Genomic DNA, 20,345 nt, shown 5'->3' on the forward strand with positions numbered 1-20,345 from the left:
ACTATGAGTGATTTTACCCAGACCGTTCCTGAGTTAGTGTCTTGGGCGAGAAAAAATGATTTTTCAATCTCACTGCCACCAGAAAGATTAGCTTTTTTGATGGCTGTCGCTGTATTAAACAGCGAGCGCCTTGATGGCGAAATTAGTGAAGGGGAGTTAATTGATGCCTTTAGAGAAGTGTGCAAAGGCTTTGAACAACCCGCAGAATCAATACAAGTTCGCGCGAATAATGCCATTAATGACATGGTAAAGCAGCGACTTTTTAACCGTTTTACCAGTGAGTTGGTAGAAGGTAATGCAATATACCGTTTAACTCCGTTGGGTATTGGAATTAGTGATTACTATATTCGCCAACGTGAATTTTCATCATTGCGCTTATCTATGCAACTTTCTATTGTGGCAGGTGAGCTTGATTCAGCTGCTAGCTCTGCTGAGGACGGCGGTGATGAATATCATTGGCATCGTAATGTTTTCGCACCTCTAAAATATTCAGTGGCGGAAATTTTCGATAGTATTGATTTGTCTCAGCGAATTATGGATGAGCAGCAAAATACAGTAAAAGAAGATATTGCTGCGTTATTAAACCAAGATTGGCAAGCGGCTATTTCAAGTTGTGAACAGTTGCTATCTGAAACATCGGGTACATTAAGAGAACTACAAGATACGCTTGAAGCAGCTGGCGACAAGCTTCAAGCTAATCTTCTACGCATTCAAGAAGCAAACATGAATACAGGCCATGTTGAGCAAATAGATACATTAGTGTTTGAACTTCAAAGTAAGTTAGACCGCATTATTAGTTGGGGTCAGCAATCTATTGATTTATGGATTGGATACGATAGACATGTCCATAAATTTATTCGTACAGCGATTGATATGGATAAAAACCGTATTTTCTCTCGCCGCTTACGTCAATCCGTACAAAACTATTTCGATAGCCCATGGGCATTAACTTACGCTAATGCTGATCGGCTGTTTGATATGCGTGATGAAGAACTGGTTCTACGTGATGAAGAAGTCACGGGTGAGTTACCCGAAGAGCTTGAATATCAAATGTTCAGCGAAGTGAATGAACAAATAGCGCAATGGGTAGAGCAAGAACTTGCTTCTTACAAATTAGAGCAAAGAGCATTAGATCTCAGTTCAGTATTAGTTGAATACCTTAATCGTTATCCGCAGCAGAAACATTTTGATGTTGCCCGTATTGTGATTGATCAGGCGGTACGATTAGGTGTAGCAAAAGCTGAGCTCGCAGGATTGCCTGCAAAATGGTCAGAAATTAACGAATATGGAGCTAAGGTACAAGCGCATGTCATCGATACATACTGAACAATTTATGCCAGCAAAACTGGCGCAGGCATTAGCGAACTCACTTTTTCCTGAACTGGATAGCCAGTTACGTGCAGGTCGACATATTGGTATAGATTCTTTGGATAATCATGCTTTTCTGATGGATTTTCAGGATGAGTTATCAGACTTTTATGCGCGTTATAACGTTGAATTAATTCGAGCGCCAGAAGGCTTCTTCTATTTACGACCTCGTTCAACCACGCTTATTCCACGCTCAGTCCTCTCTGAAATGGATATGCTGGTGGGAAAAATACTTTGTTATCTCTATCTTAGCCCTGAACGATTAGCGAATCAGGGGATATTCACCGTTCAAGAGCTGTTCGATGAATTAAGAACATTAGCAGATGAAAGCAAACTTTTACGTTTAGTGAATCAACGCTCAACGGGTTCTGATCTTGATTTGCAAAAATTACAAGAAAAAATGAGGACTTCTTTAAATCGTTTACGTCGTTTAGGCATGATTTCATTTCTATTAAATGATATGCAACGTTTTTCAATTACTGAATCTGTTTTCCGTTTTGGGGCAGATGTACGCAGTGGTGATGATCCTATCGAAGCGCAAATGAGAATGATCCGTGATGGTGAAGCTATGGCGCTTGAAAGCGGTTCAGAAGCACTAAACGATGAAGAAAATGAAGATGAGCAGTTACAATCCAGTGAAGATGATGCGGAGGAAGAAAATAAATGATTGAACGGGGAAAATTTCGCTCATTAACACTTATCAACTGGAATGGGTTCTTTGCTCGTACTTTTGATTTAGATGAATTAGTGACTACGTTATCAGGTGGTAATGGTGCGGGTAAATCAACCACTATGGCTGCATTTATCACAGCTATGATCCCTGATCTAACTTTACTTCATTTTCGTAATACCACAGAAGCTGGGTCAACAAGCGGATCTCGTGATAAAGGGTTATATGGGAAACTGCGTCCGGGTGTGTGTTATGCCGTATTAGATGTGATCAACTCGCGTCACTTACGTGCTGTGGTCGGTGTCCGTTTACAGCAGATTGCAGGGCGTGATAAAAAAGTTGATATCAAACCCTTTATGATCCAAGGGTTGCCAATGGCGGAAAACCCGACAGAAATTCTGACGCAAGCTGTTGCAGATCGCCAAGCGCGAGTACTCCCCCTTAATGAGTTAAAAGAGAAAGTTGAAGCGATTGAAGGCGTTGTTTTTAGACAATTTAATTCTATCACTGATTTCCATGCCGTAATGTTTGACTTGGGTGTTATTCCTAAACGTTTACGTTCAGCCAGTGATCGCGCAAAATTCTATCGTTTAATTGAAGCCTCGTTATATGGTGGTATTTCAAGTGCGATCACTCGTTCTTTACGTGATTACTTATTGCCTGAAAATAGCGGAGTTAGAAAAGCGTTCCAAGATATGGAAGGCGCATTACGTGAAAATCGCATGACACTTGAAGCGATTCGCGTTACACAATCCGATCGTGATTTATTTAAACACCTAATCACAGAAGCTACGTCTTACGTTGCAGCAGACTATATGCGTCATGCCAATGAGCGACGCGTTCATCTTGATGAAGCTTTAGAAGTTCGCCGTGAATTATGGAGTCAGCGTAAATCCATTAATAACGAAGCATATCGTTTTATTGAAATGGGTAAAGAGTTGGAAGAACAACAAGCGCTTTCTTCAGATCTTGAAGCAGACTATCAAGCAGCAAGTGATCGATTAAACCTAGTACAAAATGCGGTTCGTCAACAAGAAAAAATAGACCGATATGTTGCTGATGTAGAAGAGATCACTTTCCGTTTAGAAGAACAAAGCGAAGTCGTTGAAGAAGCAGCATCTAAGAAAGAAGAACTTGAAGCTCGCGTAGAGTCAGCCGAAGAAGAAGTTGATGAGCTGAAGAATCAGCTAGCAGATTATCAGCAAGCTTTAGATGTACAACAAACACGTGCAATTCAATATCGTCAAGCAGTGCAGGCTTTAGAGCGAGCAAAAGCACAATGTGGTATTGCTGATTTAGATGAAACTAATGCAGAACAATGGGCTGAACGTATTCAAGCAAAAATTCAAACCATTACTCACTCTTTGCTTTCTATGGAACAGAAACTCAATGTTTCTGAAGCCGCTAAAACACAATTTGATCAAGCTTATAAACTGATCAGTTCGGTTGTCGGTGAGATTGAACGCCAAAATGCATGGGATGCGGCAAAAACAGCATTACGTGAATGGTCTTCGCATCGACACCAAGCGGATAGGGTTCATCCTATTCGTATGCAGTTAGCTGAGTTAGAACAGCGTTTACATCAACGAAATACTGCAGAACGTCAACTTGAAGAGTTTAATAAGCATTATGGTAAGCCGATAGAGCCTGATGATTTATTAATTCTTCAAGATGAATTAGAAGCAAAAATTGAAGAGCTTAGCGATTACGTTAACGAATCTGGCGAACAGCGTATGCAGATGCGCCAAGAGTTAGATCAACTTAAACAACAAATTGAAAAGCTGAAAAAACAAGCGCCAGCATGGCTTGCAGCACAAGATGCGTTAACACAATTATGTGAGCAGACTCGTCAATCTTTTGATACGGGTCATCAAGTAACAGAATATATGCAACAGTTACTTGAAAAAGAGCGTGAAGCAACGGTTTTACGTGATGAAACTGCAACTCGCAAACAACAGATTGAAGCGCAAATTGAACGTTTAAGTCAGCCAAGTGGTGCTGAAGATGGGCGATTAATTACGTTAGCCGAACGTTTTAATGGTGTTTTATTATCAGAAATTTATGATGATATTACGTTAGACGATGCGCCTTATTTCTCTGCATTATATGGCCCAGCACGCCATGCGATTGTTGTACAAGACTTATCTCAAGTTCAGGAGCAATTAGAAACATTAGAAGATTGCCCTGAAGATCTCTATTTTATCGAAGGCGATCCACAATCTTTCGATGATAGTGTATTTAATGCACAAGAGATGGATAAAGCGGTTCTTATTAAGAGTTCAGATAGACAATGGCGTTATTCTCGCTACCCTGAAATCCCACTATTTGGTCGAGCAGCGCGTGAAAATCAATTAGAAATTTTGTCGCGTCAGCGTGATGAGCTTTCGGAACTTTATGCAACACAAGCTTTTGATGTACAGAAGATCCAACGTGCTCACCATGCCTTTAGTCAGTTTGTCGGACAACACATTTCTGTCGCATTTGAGGCTGATCCTGAAGAAGATATTCGCCAGCTTAACCAACGACGTAACGAGCTAGAAAGAGCATTAGCACAATATGAAGAGAATACTCAGCAACAGCGTCAACATTATACACGTGCTAAAGAATCGCTAAATCTTCTAAATAAACTGATTCCTCAAGTGAATATCTTGATGGATGAAACACTGATTGATCGCGTTGAAGAGTTACGCGAAGAGCTGTATGCCGCTGAAGAATCAATGCGTTACTTACAGCGTCACGAAAAAGCATTAGCAGCATTAGAGCCGATTGCTTCTATCTTGCAAAGTGATCCCCAAGCACATGAACAACTATCGCAAGATTACGAGCAGGCAAAAGCAGAGCAGCAACGTTATCAGCAACAGGCTTTCTTGCTGGTGGAAGTAGTACAGCGTCGCCCACACTTTAGCTATAGTGATGCCGTTGAAATTGTTAGTGAAAATAGTGATCTAAACGAGAAGTTACGTCACCGTTTAGAGATGGCAGAAACAGAACGCGCTACGGCAAGAGAACTTTATCGTCAGCAACAAGCACAATGTGCTCAATTTAATCAAGTGCTCACCTCATTAAAAAGCTCCTTCGACACTAAATCTGAATTGCTCAGAGAACTTGAGCAAGAGATGCGTGATACGGGGATACATATCGATATTGGTGCAGAAGCAAGAGCTAAAGAGCTTCGCGATCAACGTTATTCAGCGGTAAGTGAAAACCGCGCGCGTATTAGTCAACTTGAGCGCGATATCGCACTGAGTGAAGCTGAGCGAGATAACCTAACCAAGAAAATTCGTAAACTTGAACGTGACTACATTCAAATTCGTGATCATGTTGTGAGTGCAAAAGCGGGTTGGTGCGCAGTTATGCGATTGGTGAAAGAAAATGGTATGGAACGCCGTTTACATCGACGAGATTTTGCTTACCTTTCAGCTGATGAACTACGTTCAATGTCGGATAAAGCGTTAGGTGCTTTACGCCAAGCAGTTGCAGATAATGAATATTTACGTGATGCGTTACGTCGCTCAGAAGATGCGAAATATCCTGATCGTAAAGTTCAGTTCTTTATTGCAGTATATCAGCATTTAAGAGAGCGTATTCGCCAAGATATCATTAAAACTGACGATCCAGTTGATGCAATTGAACAGATGGAAATTGAGCTTGCTCGCTTAACGGAAGAACTGACAAGCCGTGAACAGAAATTAGCGATTAGCTCACGAAGTGTTGCGAATATTATTCGCAAAACTATCCAGCGAGAGCAAAACCGTATCCGTATGCTAAACCAAGGTTTACAAGCGGTTTCATTTGGCCAAGTGCGAGGTGTTCGACTTAACGTCAATATTCGTGAAAGCCATCAAGTGTTATTGGATGTATTATCAGAAGAAGATAATCAATACCAAGACTTATTTAAAAACCAAAACCTTACCTTCTCAGAAGCGATGGCGAAGCTCTATCAACGTTTAAATCCACAAGTAGATTTTGGGCAACGTATGCCACAAACTGTGGGTGAAGAGCTGTTAGATTATCGTAATTATCTAGAAATGGATGTTGAGGTTAATCGTGGGCCAGAAGGTTGGTTAAAAGCGGAAAGTGGTGCTTTATCAACCGGTGAAGCGATTGGTACGGGGATGTCAATTCTGGTGATGGTTGTACAAAGCTGGGAAGAAGAATCACGACGTTTAAGAGGAAAAGATATTTCTCCTTGTCGTTTACTCTTCCTCGATGAAGCTGCACGTTTGGATGCCAAATCGATAGCAACGCTATTCGAACTTTGTGATCGTTTAGATATGCAGTTAATCATTGCAGCACCAGAAAATATCAGTCCAGAAAAAGGAACAACTTATAAATTAGTGCGTAAAGTGTTTAATGGTACAGAACATGTTCACGTTGTGGGGTTAAAAGGTTTTGGTCAACAGGCTGAAAATGATAAAACTGCATCATCAAATGTTGCTGAAATAACAGAATAATTTTATTTGGGTTATCAGCTACAAATCAGCAAATAGAAGGCGCTACGGGCTTACGCTCATAGCGCCTTATTCTTTTAAAGTGTTACATAGATCAAAAAATGAAAGTAAATTCACAAAAAAATGAAATCTTAAATGGTATAACGTGCGCCATATCTCATTTAAATGTAATCATGATGTTTATTATCGCATTTGTATGTGATTACTATAAAAATTAAAGGAAAGAAAATGCGTAAAGTCACGTTAGCTTTTAGTGCAATTGCTTTAGCGTTAAGTTTAAATGGCGCGGCAATGGCAAAAGTTCATATGCCAGAAGTTGTTAGCCCAGGTGTTACTGTTGCACAACTTGCACAACAACAACCAATTCATTGGGTTTCTGTTGCAGATATTGAAAAAAGCCTTGCAGGTCAAGCACCCATGGCAGTTGGTTTTGATATCGATGACACCGTTCTGTTCTCAAGCCCAGGTTTCTATCGTGGTAAACTAGAATATTCTCCAAACGATTTCAGCTACCTGAAAAACCAAGAATTCTGGGAAAAAATGAATAACGAGTGGGATAAATTCAGTATGCCTAAACAAGTCGGTATCGATCTTGTTCAGATGCACTTAAAACGTGGAGATACTGTTTATTTCATTACGGGTCGTACTCAAACTAAAACTGAGACTGTGACCAAATATGTACAAGAAGGCTTAAACATTCCTGCTGATAAAATGCAGCCAGTTATTTTTGCGGGTGACCAACCTGGTGCAAATAACAAAGTAAGCTGGATGCGTGATCACAAACTGAAAATTTACTACGGTGATGCTGATGCAGATATCGCAGCAGCAGATGAACTGAATATCCGTGGTATTCGTATTCTGCGTGCAGCTAACTCTTCTTACCAACCACTGCCAAAAGCAGGTCAGTTTGGTGAAGAAGTTGTTATCAATTCAGAGTATTAATTTTTCCCCTTTGTTTACCTCTATTTGTAAGGCGTAGGAAACTGCGCCTTTTTCTATTTTAAAATATCTTTTATTAAAATTATTTTATTTATCTCTTCACAACTCTTTATTATTTCTTGAAAGCTTATTTCTGATTTGTCTGTTTTTTGTTCTTTTATTGCACCTTTATTTAAATAATATATTTGAATATAAAAACAGCTAAATAGTCTTTTTTTGATTAAATAAAACTAAATTTCTATCAGGGACTTACAAAACGTTAAAAATATTAGTTTATTCCTATAAAACTCTTTGCCTAGCTCATCTAATATTCTAGGATACCAAAATAATAATAAGGGATGAGGGTAGAGGATTTATGGCGCATCAACCAATTAAAAGAGCAATCGCATATTCAGCTGTTATAGGTACACTCCTTTCTGGGCATTATGCAATAGCTACAGAAACAGAGTCGGTGGCTTTATCTGCGCCCGAAACAGAAAACACGGTATTAGTTCCTGTGAATAACGAAGCTATGCCAGCACCTGCAATTGTGGTTATGGATGCCCCACAATTGACTGAGTTAGCAGTAAGAACAAAACTGCAATCATGGCTTCCTGTAGGTTATAAACCTTCATATTTAACTCAGCTTGTGAAAATGTACCAAGCGAATAATCTGGCATTAATTTGGCAAGATGAAAAAATAGTACAACAATTACAGCAACAAATAGCAGAAGTCGCTATTTCAGGCATTCAGCCCCAGTTTGGGCAATGGTTAACACAATTAGAAACACCTGAATTAACTCAAGAAGGGCGTGATATTATTTTATCAGATGCCTTTTTAGGTTATATCAGTTTTGTTGAGCAAGTAAATAAATCTGGCACATCTTTACTGTATCGCAGTGCAACACAAGTATTATCTGCTCCTTCCGATAGTTCAGTGATTGAGTTACAACAAAATATTCAAAATAACACTTTAGGTAGCTTTGTTATTTCTTATGCACCATCTCACCCTTATTACGCTTTAATGAAAGAGGAATTGCGAAAGCAATTACATAGTTCCGTTGTTTGGCCAGAAATGAAAGGAACGACATCATTAAAGCCAAATCAATCATCACAAGAAGTTGTACCGCTTAGACAGATTTTACGTAATTTAAAATTAATTCCTGAGTTGGCAGTGAATGAGCAGGAAATTGCGACAACCGTTTATGATGCGTCTTTAGTTGCGGCTGTTAAATTATTTCAAACTGCTCATGGGTTAGAGCCCGATGGTATTATTGGGCGACAAACACGAACGTGGTTAAATATAACACCCGCACAACGCGCTAGCATTATGGCATTGAATATTCAGCGCCTTCGCTTGACGCCAGCTATTGGTGATACTGGAATTTGGGTTAATATTCCTGATTTCTCGCTCTATTTTTATGCCAATAACGAACTTATCCTTGACTCAAAAGTCATTGTCGGTCGCCCCGATAGAAAAACACCGATTATGAGTAGTGCACTCAATAATGTCGTGGTTAATCCACCTTGGAATGTGCCAACAAGCATGACGCGTAAAGATATTGTGCCTAGAGGTAAAGCAGACCCTAGTTACTTTAGTCGTAAGGGATATACCATTTATTCAGGGTGGGGGAATGATGCTTATCCAATTAATCCTTATGATATTGATTGGCAAAATGTGAGTGCGAATAACTTCCCTTACCGAATTTGGCAGGCTCCGGGGCCAACAAACTCATTAGGTCGTTATAAATTTAATATGCCAAATTCAGATGCGATATATCTGCATGACACTCCAAATCATTCGCTATTCTCAAAAAACATGAGAGCAATCAGTTCAGGTTGTATTCGTGTTAATAAAGCCTCTGAACTTGCTTCAATTTTATTGGGTGATGCAGGATGGAAACAAGATAGAATTGATGCAGCATTAAAACGTGGTTCAACACAATATGCCCCAATTCCTGAACGTATCCCAGTTTATTTATATTATCAAACCGCATGGGTAGCACAGGAAAATGCACCTCAATATCGTGCAGATATTTATGGTTATGATAAAAGCATTTCAAATGCAGAGTCGTATTTAGAGAATATTAAGAAATATTTGTAATATAGATAAATAGAAGCCAAATAAAGGATGGATATATTACCATCCTTTATTTTTTATATTAATCAATAAGATAAATTTAAAAAACCATGTTCTATAATAAAAGTATGAAAAAATTATAATTTATAAAATACTTTTTAAATTTCCAATAAAATTAGAATGATAAAAAGGGTTTTTAGTATAAATAACTAAATTAATAAGATTTGAAATGTTGATAAATTGAAACGAAGTGTTATTTACAATACTATACAAACCATAAGAAACAATTCAGGAAAAATATTGTCATAATAAAGGTTCTTCCTCCCGAAATAATTTGTTGAGTGCATATAACTATGGATATTATTGATTCACACCGCCGTAAGTGGCTGGGGCTCGGTATGGCCGCTGTGGGGTTAGGTTTATTGCCTTCTCATGCATTTGCTTCATTAGCAACACCTCGCCCAAAAATTCTTCGCTTTAATAATTTAAATACTGGTGAAACTATTAAAGCCGAGTTTTTTGATGGAAAACGTTATAATAAACATGAACTTGCTAAGCTAAACCATCTGTTTAGAGATTACCGACAAAATAAAATTAAAACGATTGATCCCGCCCTGTTTGACCAAATCTATTTACTGCAAGTAATGCTGAATAACAATAAACCCGTTGAACTTATTTCAGGTTATCGCTCTTTAGTGACTAATAATAATTTGCGCCAAAGCAGCAGTGGTGTTGCTAAGAAAAGCTACCATACTCGCGGGCAAGCAATGGATTTTCGCTTAGTAGGCACAGAACTTTCAAAAGTTCGTCAAGTTGCATTAAGAATGAAAGCGGGTGGTGTTGGATATTATCCAAGAAGTAATTTTGTGCATATTGATACAGGACCGGTTCGCTCATGGTAACCTATTGAGAATTAGTTAATAGAGAGTGGAGTGATTCATGATGTATCACATTGTACCTGTGACAAATTATATGCAAAATTGCACCCTTATTTGGTGTGATGAAACGAAGGAAGCGGCAATTGTTGATCCTGGTGGAGATGTTGAAACGTTAATTGCAGAAATAGAAGAACGCCAATTAACATTGACCAAAGTATTATTAACACACGGACACTTTGACCATATTGCAGGCACTTCTCAAATTGTTGAGCATTTTAATGTTCCTGTTTATGGGCCACATAAAGATGATAATTTTCTACTTGAAGAATTAGAACAACAGTGTCGTATGTTTAATTTTCCTTGTGGAAAATCATTTACACCAGATAGTTGGTTAAATGAGGGTGATACCGTAACAATCGGTAAAACAATTTCGTTATCTGTTTTACATTGCCCAGGTCATACACCTGGACATATTATTTTTGTGAATCATCAGAATAAAATTATCTCTATGGGAGATGTGTTATTCAAAGAAAGTATTGGTCGTACCGATTTTCCACGGGGAAACCACGCTGATCTTATTGCATCAATCAAAAATAAAGTTTTGCCTTTAGGTGATGATTATCTGTTTATTCCGGGACATGGCCCTATGTCTAATTTAGGTCATGAGCGTCAATACAATCCGTTTTTACAAGATGAAATGCCAATCTGGTAATAATGTGCGGATATAAGCGAATAAATATGAAGCTCTTTATTATAAAGCGCTTTTTTATCAGTAAAAAATGAGATTTGTATTTCTTTGGTTGTAAATAAAAATGCCACATATTTAATAATGTGGCATTTATCTTAATTACGCTTTAGATGTCAATTAGAGCACAGCAACAATGGCTTCACATAGTGGAACCATATTCTCAAGAGTTAAACCCGCTACGTTAATACGGCCTGAACCTACGATATAAATACCGTATTCAGCACGTAAACGCTCAACTTGCTCTTTATTTAAACCACTAAATGAGAACATACCATTTTGGTCAATAATAAAGCTAAAGTCTTGCTTAGCACCTTTTTCTTGCAGAGTAGTCACTAACAGTTGACGCATACGCTGAATACGTTCGCGCATGGTTGTTAGCTCTTCAATCCATTCTTCTTTTAACTCTGGATTAGAAAGAATAGTTGTTACTACTGAAGCACCGTGTGCTGGTGGGTTTGAGTAGTTGGCACGAATAATTGCTTTTGCTTGGCTAAAGGCTTTTTCAGCAGTGTCGCTATCTTTGGTCACAATGGTACATGCACCTACACGTTCATTGTAAAGACCAAAGTTTTTAGAATATGAACTGGCAACAATAAGCTCAGGATTTTTTTCTGCAAAGAGGCGTAAGCCTTGTGCATCTTCTTCAAGACCACGAGCAAAACCTTGATATGCAAAGTCAAAAACAGGCAACCAGCCTTTTTCTGCTGACAGTTCAGCTAATTGGCGCCATTGTTCTTCCGTTGGATCAATACCACTTGGGTTATGGCAGCAACCATGGAATAAAACAACGTCACCTGCTTGCGCTTTAGCAAGGCTTGCTAACATACCATCAAAGTCTAACCCATGATTTTTAGCATCATAATAATCGTAATTACAGATCTCAAGACCTGCAGTTTGGAAAATATTATTATGGTTAGGCCAAGTTGGATTGCTTATCCAGACGCGTTTTGCAGTGGTTTGCTGAGCAATAAAATCAGCAGCAATACGCAAAGCGCCTGTACCACCAGGGGCTTGTGCTGTGCGTGCGCGTTTTTCAGTGATAATAGGGTGTTGTTCACCAAACAAAAGTGCTTGGGTCACATTGCCAAATTCAGGGATACCGCTAATTGGAAGGTAATTTTTAGTGGTTTCGTTTTCTAACAGGTATTTTTCTGCTTTCTTAACAGTGGTTAAAACAGGGGTTTTACCTGTTTCATCCTTGTAAACACCAATCCCTAAGTTAATTTTGTTTTCACGAGGATCAGAACGGAAACTATCAGCTAAACCTAGAATAGGATCGGCTGGTGCAGCAATGATTTTCTCAAACATAGTGTAATTGTTCCCTAAGCTCAAAACGAAGCCGAAATATGAGTATCAAGAGTAACGCTATGAGGCCTTTTTGCCAACTGTTTGTAGAGAAATTAACAAGAAGTTGTGAACTAAGTGAGAATAAATAGCAAAACAAGATGTAAATAAGTGAATATCCTGTGATTACATTAACATATAAAAATAATCACTAAAAAGACATAATTGTTTAGTATGATAAACTTTTTGACGTTACTAAAAATAAAGAAAATGCGATATTTTTCAGTGAATAAATAAACAAATCCACTGCAAATACAAAAATAAAGAAAAAGAAAGCATTGTGAATAAGAAGAAAAAAGCGAGATAAATAATAAGAGATTAAGATTGGTAGTAGCAGTATAAATAAAAAAGCAACACCGAAGTGTTGCTTTTCAAATCAATTAACTTGACTGTTTAATTACCTAAGCGGTAATTAGAACTGATAAGTCAGACCTAAACCAACTACGTTGTCGTCGTTGATGCCCAGTTTGTTATCAGATTTCAGCAGGTTGATTTTGTAGTCAACAACTGCAGTCATGTTTTTGTTAAATTTGTAGAAAGAACCTACAGAGATATATTTAACTAAATCTTCATCACCAACAGCAGTACCTTGATTATACAGGTCTTTACCTTTAGATTGAACATAACCTAAAGATGGTTTGATACCTAAATCAGCAAAGTCATACTGTGCTGTTAACTCGATGTTTTGAGTTTTGTTAGCGATGTTACCTTCACCTTTGAAATGAGTCATGTTACGGGTTTCACCGTACATAGCCGCTAAGTAAACGTTGTTAGCTGCAAATTTACCACCAAAGTTCCATGCTTCCGCACGTGAGCCTTTAGCAGAGCTGAAGTCTTGTTGGCCAGAAGTACGAGCAGAGTTAGAGTAACCACCACCCAGAGTTACGCCCCAGCCTAAGTTATAAGCTGTAGAGAAACCGAAACCGTCGCCATTAGCTTTTTTATCTACGCTATAGTGAGTACTACCATTTTGTACCCATTTGTCGCCACGAGCATTGCTGGTATTTTCGTTGTTTTTACCTTGGTATTGTAGAGCAAAACTTAGGCCATCAACGTAACCGAACATATCAGTGTTACGGTAAGTTAAAACACCAGTAGAACGACCAGTCATATAAACGTCAGTTTGTGACATTGAGTCGCCGCCCCATAAAGGCAGAACGTCTGTCCATGCGTTGGTGTCGTAAATCACACCGTAGTTACGACCGTAGTCTAGTGAACCGTAGTCAGCGAATTTAAAACCAGCGTAAGCAAAACGAGCACGTGAATCAGTATCGCCTTCAGTATTGCTTGTACGGATTTCATATTCGAAACGACCAAAACCAACTAAATCTTTATTGATTTGAGTTTCGCCTTTGAAGCCGATACGTGCACGAGATGCATCACCGTCTTCACCTGAATCTTTATCAGCGAAGTAATGACGAACGTCAACTTTACCGTAGATGTCTACTTTGTTGCCGTCTTTGTTGTACATTTCAGCTGCGTTTGCTGCACCAGCAAACATTAAAGCTGGGATTACCACTGCAAGAAGATTGCGCTTCATCATTATTATTACCCTCATTGGTGTTATTCAGACACCTTTGCCACTGCCAGAAATAGTTTCTTAATTTTTATGGAACTATTTATGAGAGTTAAGTGTCGTCTGTGTCGGGTGACAGTGTTCCATTGGTAAAAAATTTTATCTACCCCCAATTTGCTACAAAAACGAAAAAAGTGTAACAAATTGTAACTATGTATTTCAAAGTGTGTATTTGGGGGAACTTTTTAATCAAATAACAGCCATGCATAAAAAAAGCCAACCTTGTGGTTGGCTTCTTCACTTAAGTAAAATGAGTACAATAAAACAGCAATGCAAATTTCTAGTTGAATACTAATTAATCACTAAATTAAAAATCTGCATTTCTTGGTGTACGTGGGAACGGAATAACTTCACGAACGTTTGCGACACCGGTCACATAAGCAACTAAACGTTCAAAGCCTAAACCGAAACCTGAATGAGGGACGGTGCCATAGCGACGCAGATCACGATACCACCAGTAGTCTTCTTTGCTCATTCCCATTTCGTCTAAACGTTTATCAAACATATCCAAACGCTCTTCACGCTGAGAACCACCGATGATTTCACCAATACCTGGTGCCAATACATCCATTGCTGCAACTGTTTTACCGTCTTCATTCATACGCATATAGAATGCTTTGATATCTTTCGGGTAGTTTTTCACCACAACAGGTGCTTTAAAGTGTTTCTCTGCAAGATAACGCTCATGCTCAGAAGAGAGATCAACACCCCAATAAACTGGGTTTTCAAATTTCTCACCACAGTTTTCAAGCACAGTAACTGCATCGGTATAATCGATTTGAGCAAAGTCAGAGGTGATAAAGTTCTCTAAGCGTGTGATAGCGTCTTTATCAACACGTTGTGCAAAGAACTCCATATCATCTTTACGCTCTGCTAATACGGCTGCAAAGGTGTATTTCAGCATTTTTTCAGCAAGTGCTGCGATATCGTTAAGATCAGCAAATGCCACTTCAGGCTCAACCATCCAAAATTCAGCAAGGTGACGACTGGTATTTGAGTTTTCAGCACGGAATGTTGGGCCGAAAGTATACACTTTGCTTAATGCAGAGGCGTAAGTCTCACCATTTAGCTGGCCAGATACCGTTAAAAACGCTTCACGACCAAAAAAGTCTTCACTGAAATCAACGTCGCCTTTATCTGTACGAGGCAGATTGTTCATATCAAGTGTAGAGACACGGAACATCTCGCCAGCACCTTCTGTATCAGCCGCGGTAATTAGTGGCGTAGAAACCCAGAAGAAGCCTTGTTCATCGAAGAAACGATGTAGTGCTTGTGCTAATGTGTGACGAACACGAGCAACTGCACCAATTAAGTTAGTACGAGGACGAAGGTGAGCAACTTCACGCAGGTACTCAATACTATGACGTTTGGCGGCCATCGGATAAGTTTCCGGATCATCGACCATTCCTACCACAACAACCTGAGTGGCATGAATTTCAAAGTTCTGTCCCTGGCCCGGAGATTCAACAATTTTACCGGTGACTTCCACAGAACAGCCTGTGGTTAAGTGCAGCACTTCATCTTGATAATTCGGTAAATTATTATTAATGATGGCCTGTACTGGATTAAAGCAGGAACCGTCATAGACGGTAAGAAATGAGATACCAGCTTTTGAATCTCTTCTTGTACGTACCCAACCGCGAACGGTGACGTCTTCGCCAACCGCGATACGGCCTTGCAGTACGTCGACTACAGGCGCAACGATCATAAATAAATCTCTCTTCGTTTAATTAAAATAATTGTTTGGTTAATTCATTCTGCCCCTGTCGGACAGTTTTTCTATGTTACTTGCAATAGCGCAGGAAACAAGTAGGAAATTTTAGTTTAAAGAGTCAATAAAGAAGAAAAAAGCTTTTGTATAAAATAAATTGATAAAAACAGGTGAAATATTGATAAAAGCAGGGGGTATGGCAAAAGAAAGGGCAATTATTACCCTTTCTTTTATTAATGAAGATTTTTAGCTAATTAACAGGCTTGTTTGACAAGTGGAACATCAAAGGCTTTGCGTAGCTTGTCAACAAAATCATCGTCTTCGCAAATCGTTTTGCCTGGACTATCTGATAATTTAGCCACAGGCTTACCATTACACTCCACCAGCTTAATCACAATATTAAGAGGCGTTATTTCAGGAATGTTACAAGTTAGCCGAGTACCAATACCAAAGATTAAACGAATGCGTTTATGGAAATGTTTATAAAGTACTAATGCCTTTTGAAAATCGAGGCTATCAGAAAAGACTAATACTTTACTCATTGGGTCGATGCCCAGTTTCTCATAATGCGCAATCGCTTTTTCACCCCATTCAATAGGATCACCAGAATCGTGACGTAAACCTTGATAACTCTCTGCAAAGGCCTTATCAAAATCGCGCAAAAAAGCATCCATCGTAATACAGTCTGTTAATGCAATACCTAATTGGTCGGGGTATTCATCTAACCAAGATTGTAAAGCTGCACGCTGACTATTGGCCAGCTCTGGGCTAATCTGCTGATGCGCCTGAAACCACTCATGAGCTTGTGTACCCACAGGGGCTAATTGCATACGTTCTGCTAAATGATAGTTACTTGTACCAATAAGATAAGGGAAATGATTTTTCAGCTCATCCACAATGGCGCACTGCACATCATAAGAAAAACGGCGACGAGTACCAAAATCCATCAGTTTAAAATCAGCTAAGTCAATCTGTTGCTCAGCCGCATCACGGTAGAAGATATCAATTAATTTACGTAGTTGATTAACCGCATCATTAGGCGTGATTTGTGGAGAGCGAGCTCGATGTACAATTTCACTCACTAAAGCCAACAAAGGGACTTCCCATAAAATAACTTCACGCCAAGGGCCTGTGATTTTTATGGTAAGTTGGTTGTCAGGTGTGGTTGAAATCTGGACTTGTTCTGGCTTAAAGCGGAAATGCTTAAACCATTGCAGATAGTCATTTTTGAAAAAAGGGAGACTCTGAAGATAGTCAAATTCTTCATTCGTCAATGACAAGTCTGCCATCATGTTAACTTGATGGCGTAAGGTTGTTGCATATTCACCTAGACGTTCATCACTCCGACAACGGAACTCAGCAACGACAGGAATATCACTATAATGATGGTAAACCGCTTGTTGCATGTGGAGCTTGTATGCATCGGTATCCAACAGTGATGTAATAATCGGTGTAGCGTCTAAAATCATAGCGCGTCAAGCATCCTCACGGAGCGTTTTTATGTCAGCTAAATCGTTAAGGTTGGAGAGTATACCCGAATATGATGACAAAGCGTCACTATTCAACAATATTTCTCTGCGACATAAAAACAAGCTGTAAAACTTAGATGAGTTTACCACGTTAAACATAATTTGGGAGTATATTAGCATCATTTACCAAATAAATTGATTACATGTATTAATAAACAATTAACATTCTGTTGACTTTTAATGTTTTCAATTGAATATTCGACTGGCTAAACAGATTTTTGACGAGTAAGCTTTGGTAATATAACCGTTAAATAGTCGTGTTAACTAAAAGGTTTTTTCTATGACACAACAAAGAATCGCGAAATTTCGCAAAGATTATCGTGCCCCTGACTACACAATCACCGATTTACATCTTGATTTTATCTTAGATAAAGAAAATACCCAGATTACAGCGATAAGCCAATGTAAACGTCTAAACTCAGATGCAACAGCATTAGTGTTAGATGGTGAAGAATTAACATTAAAATCAATTGCAGTAAATGATGTTGCTTGGACACACTATAAAGAAGAAAACGGCAAACTCATCATTGAACAACTACCAGCACAATTTACATTAAAAATTGTTAACAATATTAATCCATCGGCTAACACCGCATTAGAAGGGTTGTATGTTTCTGGCGATGCATTGTGTACACAATGTGAAGCTGAAGGCTTCCGTCATATTACTTATTATTTAGATAGACCTGATGTGTTAGCTCGTTACACCACTACAATCACTGCAGACAAAAAACAATATCCTTATTTATTGTCTAATGGTAACCGTATTGCTCAAGGTGAACTGGATGATGGTCGTCATTGGGTAACATGGGAAGATCCACATCCAAAACCAAGCTATTTATTTGCGCTAGTAGCGGGGGATTTTGATGTATTACGAGATACTTTTATCACCAAAAGCGGTCGTGAAGTTGCTTTAGAGCTTTTTGTTGATAAAGGTAATTTAGATCGTGCAGATTGGGCAATGACATCATTGAAAAATGCGATGGCATGGGATCAATCTCGCTTTAATTTAGAATACGATCTCGATATCTATATGATAGTTGCTGTTGATTTCTTTAATATGGGAGCAATGGAGAATAAAGGGCTGAATGTCTTTAACTCTAAATATGTGTTAGCGAAAAGTGAAACGGCGACTGACAAAGATTACTTAGGCATTGAGTCAGTTATTGGTCATGAATATTTCCATAACTGGACAGGTAACCGCATTACTTGTCGTGATTGGTTCCAGTTAAGTTTAAAAGAAGGTTTAACCGTTTTCCGTGATCAAGAATTTAGCTCTGACCTAGGCTCTCGCTCTGTTAACCGTATCAATAATGTACGCGTGATGCGTACCGCTCAGTTTGCAGAAGATGCAAGCCCAATGGCACATCCAATTCGTCCTGATAGTGTGATCGAAATGAACAACTTCTATACTTTAACAGTATATGAAAAAGGTTCAGAAGTGATCCGGATGATCCACACCTTGTTAGGTGAAGAGCAATTTCAAGCTGGTATTCAAATGTATATCCATCGTCACGACGGTAGTGCTGCAACCTGTGACGATTTTATTCAAGCGATGGAAGATGCTTCTAATGTTGATCTCACTTTATTCCGTCGTTGGTATAGCCAATCAGGTACACCACAACTGACCGTTCGTGATAGTTATGATGTGAATAAAAAGCAATACACTTTAACTGTTAGTCAAATGACACCACCAACAGCTGATCAAGCTGAAAAACAAGCGCTACATATTCCATTAGATATTGAATTGTATGATCATAAAGGCAATGTGATCCCTTTGCGTTCACAAGGTCAGGCAATTTCTAATGTATTGAATGTCGTTCGTGAAGAACAACAATTTGTATTTGATGACGTTCCAGAACAGCCAATCCCATCTTTATTACGAGAGTTCTCTGCGCCTGTAAAACTTGACTACCCATTTACGGATGAGCAACTCTCATTCTTAATGAAATATGCTCGTAATGCATTTTCACGTTGGGATGCAGCTCAAGCATTATTAGGCCGCTATATAAAAGAAAATGTTGCTCGAGTTCAAAAGGGTGAAACATGCATTCTGCCTGAAATGGTCGTTGATGCTTTCCGCGCAGTATTACTGGATAAAGATATCGATCCAGCACTAGCTGCCCTTATTCTGACGTTACCAACAGATGTCGAAGCGGGTGAATTATTTAGTATTATCGATCCTGTTGCCATTCATCAGGCACTTGATTTTATACGTAAAACCTTAGCAACTGAAATGGCAGATGAATTCTCTGCTGTTTATCATTCAATGCATATCGGTGCTTATCGTGTTAATCATGATGATATTGCAAAGCGCGATTTACGAAATGTTTGTTTAGCTTATTTAGCGGTTGAAAATGAGCAAACAGGTAATCAGCTTGTTGATATACAATATCACAATAGTGATAACATGACCGACGCGCTTGCTGCACTTAATGCTGCTGTAATGGCGCAGTTGCCTTGTAAAGATACATTATTACAAGAGTTCGATGATAAATGGCATCAAGATGGTTTAGTGATGGACAAATGGTTTAGTTTACAAGCCATGAGCCCAGCAAAAGATGTGTTACAAAAAGTTCGTAGTTTGTTATCTCATCGCTCATTTACACTAGCAAACCCTAACCGTACTCGTGCATTAATCGGTGCATTTGTGAATAATAACCCAGTGGCTTTCCATGCTGAAGATGGTTCTGGTTACCTGTTATTGACAGAAATTCTGACAGATTTAAATAGCCGTAATCCACAAGTTGCTTCGCGCCTTATTGAACCGTTTATTCGTTTAAAACGTTATGATGCAACACGCCAAGAAAAAATGCGTGTAGAGTTATTAAAACTGAAAGAGCTTGAGAATTTATCAGGTGATCTCTATGAGAAAATCACTAAAGCATTAGCTGATTAATATTACGTTTCATATCACTTTATGAGTGAGTAATAAATATGAAATTAGCAAGATAACTAGATCCCCAGCATAGTCTGGGGATTTTTTATGATGAATTATGAAATTGAAACGTTTACTTTTCGTGCTTTTATCTATATGATGCACGACGCTTAAATTGTCGTAGACATATCATTCCT

Annotated in this window: 12 protein-coding genes; 8 read left to right on the forward strand and 4 right to left on the reverse strand. The window is 38.8% G+C overall.

What is annotated here, in order from left to right; all coding sequences use genetic code 11:
- Window positions 1–3: 3 nt before the first annotated feature.
- From mukF to H1225_RS03925, 7 genes are all read left to right on the forward strand, one after another.
- Complete coding sequence (gene mukF / locus H1225_RS03895) at window positions 4–1,326, forward strand: chromosome partition protein MukF (RefSeq protein ID WP_006537403.1); 1,323 nt, start codon at window positions 4–6, stop codon at window positions 1,324–1,326.
- Entirely contained in the window at window positions 1,307–2,035 is a 729-nt protein-coding gene (gene mukE, locus H1225_RS03900) for a chromosome partition protein MukE (protein ID WP_006537402.1), read from the forward strand. The genes mukF and mukE overlap by 20 nt, the downstream gene beginning before the upstream one ends.
- Window positions 2,032–6,492 (forward strand): chromosome partition protein MukB, encoded by a 4,461-nt coding sequence (gene mukB / locus H1225_RS03905; protein ID WP_161671411.1) that lies wholly within the window; start codon window positions 2,032–2,034, stop codon window positions 6,490–6,492. Before mukE ends, mukB begins: the two co-directional genes overlap by 4 nt.
- Before the next feature lie 225 nt (window positions 6,493–6,717).
- Window positions 6,718–7,431, forward strand: a complete 714-nt coding sequence (aphA, locus tag H1225_RS03910; protein ID WP_072062791.1) for an acid phosphatase AphA — start codon at window positions 6,718–6,720, stop codon at window positions 7,429–7,431.
- A gap of 352 nt (window positions 7,432–7,783) precedes the next feature.
- Window positions 7,784–9,511: a L,D-transpeptidase gene (gene ldtD, locus H1225_RS03915; RefSeq protein WP_109847540.1), complete on the forward strand. Its 1,728-nt coding sequence runs from the start codon at window positions 7,784–7,786 to the stop codon at window positions 9,509–9,511.
- Between the two features lie 329 nt (window positions 9,512–9,840).
- Window positions 9,841–10,389 carry a peptidoglycan L,D-endopeptidase MepK gene (gene mepK / locus H1225_RS03920; protein ID WP_072062789.1) on the forward strand — a complete coding sequence of 183 codons (549 nt, stop codon included), beginning with the start codon at window positions 9,841–9,843 and terminating at the stop codon, window positions 10,387–10,389.
- Between the two features lie 37 nt (window positions 10,390–10,426).
- Complete coding sequence (locus H1225_RS03925; RefSeq protein ID WP_109847541.1) at window positions 10,427–11,077, forward strand: MBL fold metallo-hydrolase; 651 nt, start codon at window positions 10,427–10,429, stop codon at window positions 11,075–11,077.
- A gap of 153 nt (window positions 11,078–11,230) precedes the next feature.
- Here H1225_RS03925 and H1225_RS03930 read toward each other — a convergent pair whose 3' ends face one another.
- From H1225_RS03930 to pncB, 4 genes are all read right to left on the reverse strand, one after another.
- Window positions 11,231–12,421, reverse strand: a complete 1,191-nt coding sequence (locus tag H1225_RS03930) for an amino acid aminotransferase (RefSeq protein ID WP_072062787.1) — start codon at window positions 12,419–12,421, stop codon at window positions 11,231–11,233.
- Window positions 12,422–12,869: 448 nt separating this feature from the next.
- Window positions 12,870–14,000: a porin gene (locus H1225_RS03935; protein WP_006537390.1), complete on the reverse strand. Its 1,131-nt coding sequence runs from the start codon at window positions 13,998–14,000 to the stop codon at window positions 12,870–12,872.
- Window positions 14,001–14,340: 340 nt separating this feature from the next.
- Window positions 14,341–15,741, reverse strand: coding sequence for an asparagine--tRNA ligase (gene asnS, locus H1225_RS03940; protein WP_006537389.1), 1,401 nt, complete (start codon window positions 15,739–15,741; stop codon window positions 14,341–14,343).
- Window positions 15,742–15,998: 257 nt separating this feature from the next.
- The gene (gene pncB / locus H1225_RS03945; RefSeq protein WP_072062785.1) at window positions 15,999–17,213 is read right to left on the reverse strand and encodes a nicotinate phosphoribosyltransferase; all 1,215 of its coding nucleotides are present in this window, start codon (window positions 17,211–17,213) and stop codon (window positions 15,999–16,001) included.
- Between the two features lie 340 nt (window positions 17,214–17,553).
- Between pncB and pepN the strand changes: the two genes are divergently transcribed.
- A complete protein-coding gene (pepN, locus tag H1225_RS03950; protein ID WP_161671414.1) occupies window positions 17,554–20,169 on the forward strand; it encodes an aminopeptidase N in 2,616 nt (871 codons plus the stop codon).
- The last annotated feature ends 176 nt before the right edge of the window (window positions 20,170–20,345 follow it).

The sequence above is a fragment of the Proteus penneri genome, assembly GCF_022369495.1.
Taxonomy (GTDB): Bacteria; Pseudomonadota; Gammaproteobacteria; order Enterobacterales; family Enterobacteriaceae; genus Proteus; species Proteus penneri.

Coding starts and splice junctions, on each gene's coding strand:
- mukF (WP_006537403.1), top strand. CDS start 4: ATGAGTGATTTTACCCAGACCGTTCCTGAGTTAGTGTCTTGGGCGAGA.
- mukE (WP_006537402.1), top strand. CDS start 1,307: ATGTCATCGATACATACTGAACAATTTATGCCAGCAAAACTGGCGCAG.
- mukB (WP_161671411.1), top strand. CDS start 2,032: ATGATTGAACGGGGAAAATTTCGCTCATTAACACTTATCAACTGGAAT.
- aphA (WP_072062791.1), top strand. CDS start 6,718: ATGCGTAAAGTCACGTTAGCTTTTAGTGCAATTGCTTTAGCGTTAAGT.
- ldtD (WP_109847540.1), top strand. CDS start 7,784: ATGGCGCATCAACCAATTAAAAGAGCAATCGCATATTCAGCTGTTATA.
- mepK (WP_072062789.1), top strand. CDS start 9,841: ATGGATATTATTGATTCACACCGCCGTAAGTGGCTGGGGCTCGGTATG.
- H1225_RS03925 (WP_109847541.1), top strand. CDS start 10,427: ATGATGTATCACATTGTACCTGTGACAAATTATATGCAAAATTGCACC.
- H1225_RS03930 (WP_072062787.1), bottom strand. CDS start 12,421: ATGTTTGAGAAAATCATTGCTGCACCAGCCGATCCTATTCTAGGTTTA.
- H1225_RS03935 (WP_006537390.1), bottom strand. CDS start 14,000: ATGATGAAGCGCAATCTTCTTGCAGTGGTAATCCCAGCTTTAATGTTT.
- asnS (WP_006537389.1), bottom strand. CDS start 15,741: ATGATCGTTGCGCCTGTAGTCGACGTACTGCAAGGCCGTATCGCGGTT.
- pncB (WP_072062785.1), bottom strand. CDS start 17,213: ATGATTTTAGACGCTACACCGATTATTACATCACTGTTGGATACCGAT.
- pepN (WP_161671414.1), top strand. CDS start 17,554: ATGACACAACAAAGAATCGCGAAATTTCGCAAAGATTATCGTGCCCCT.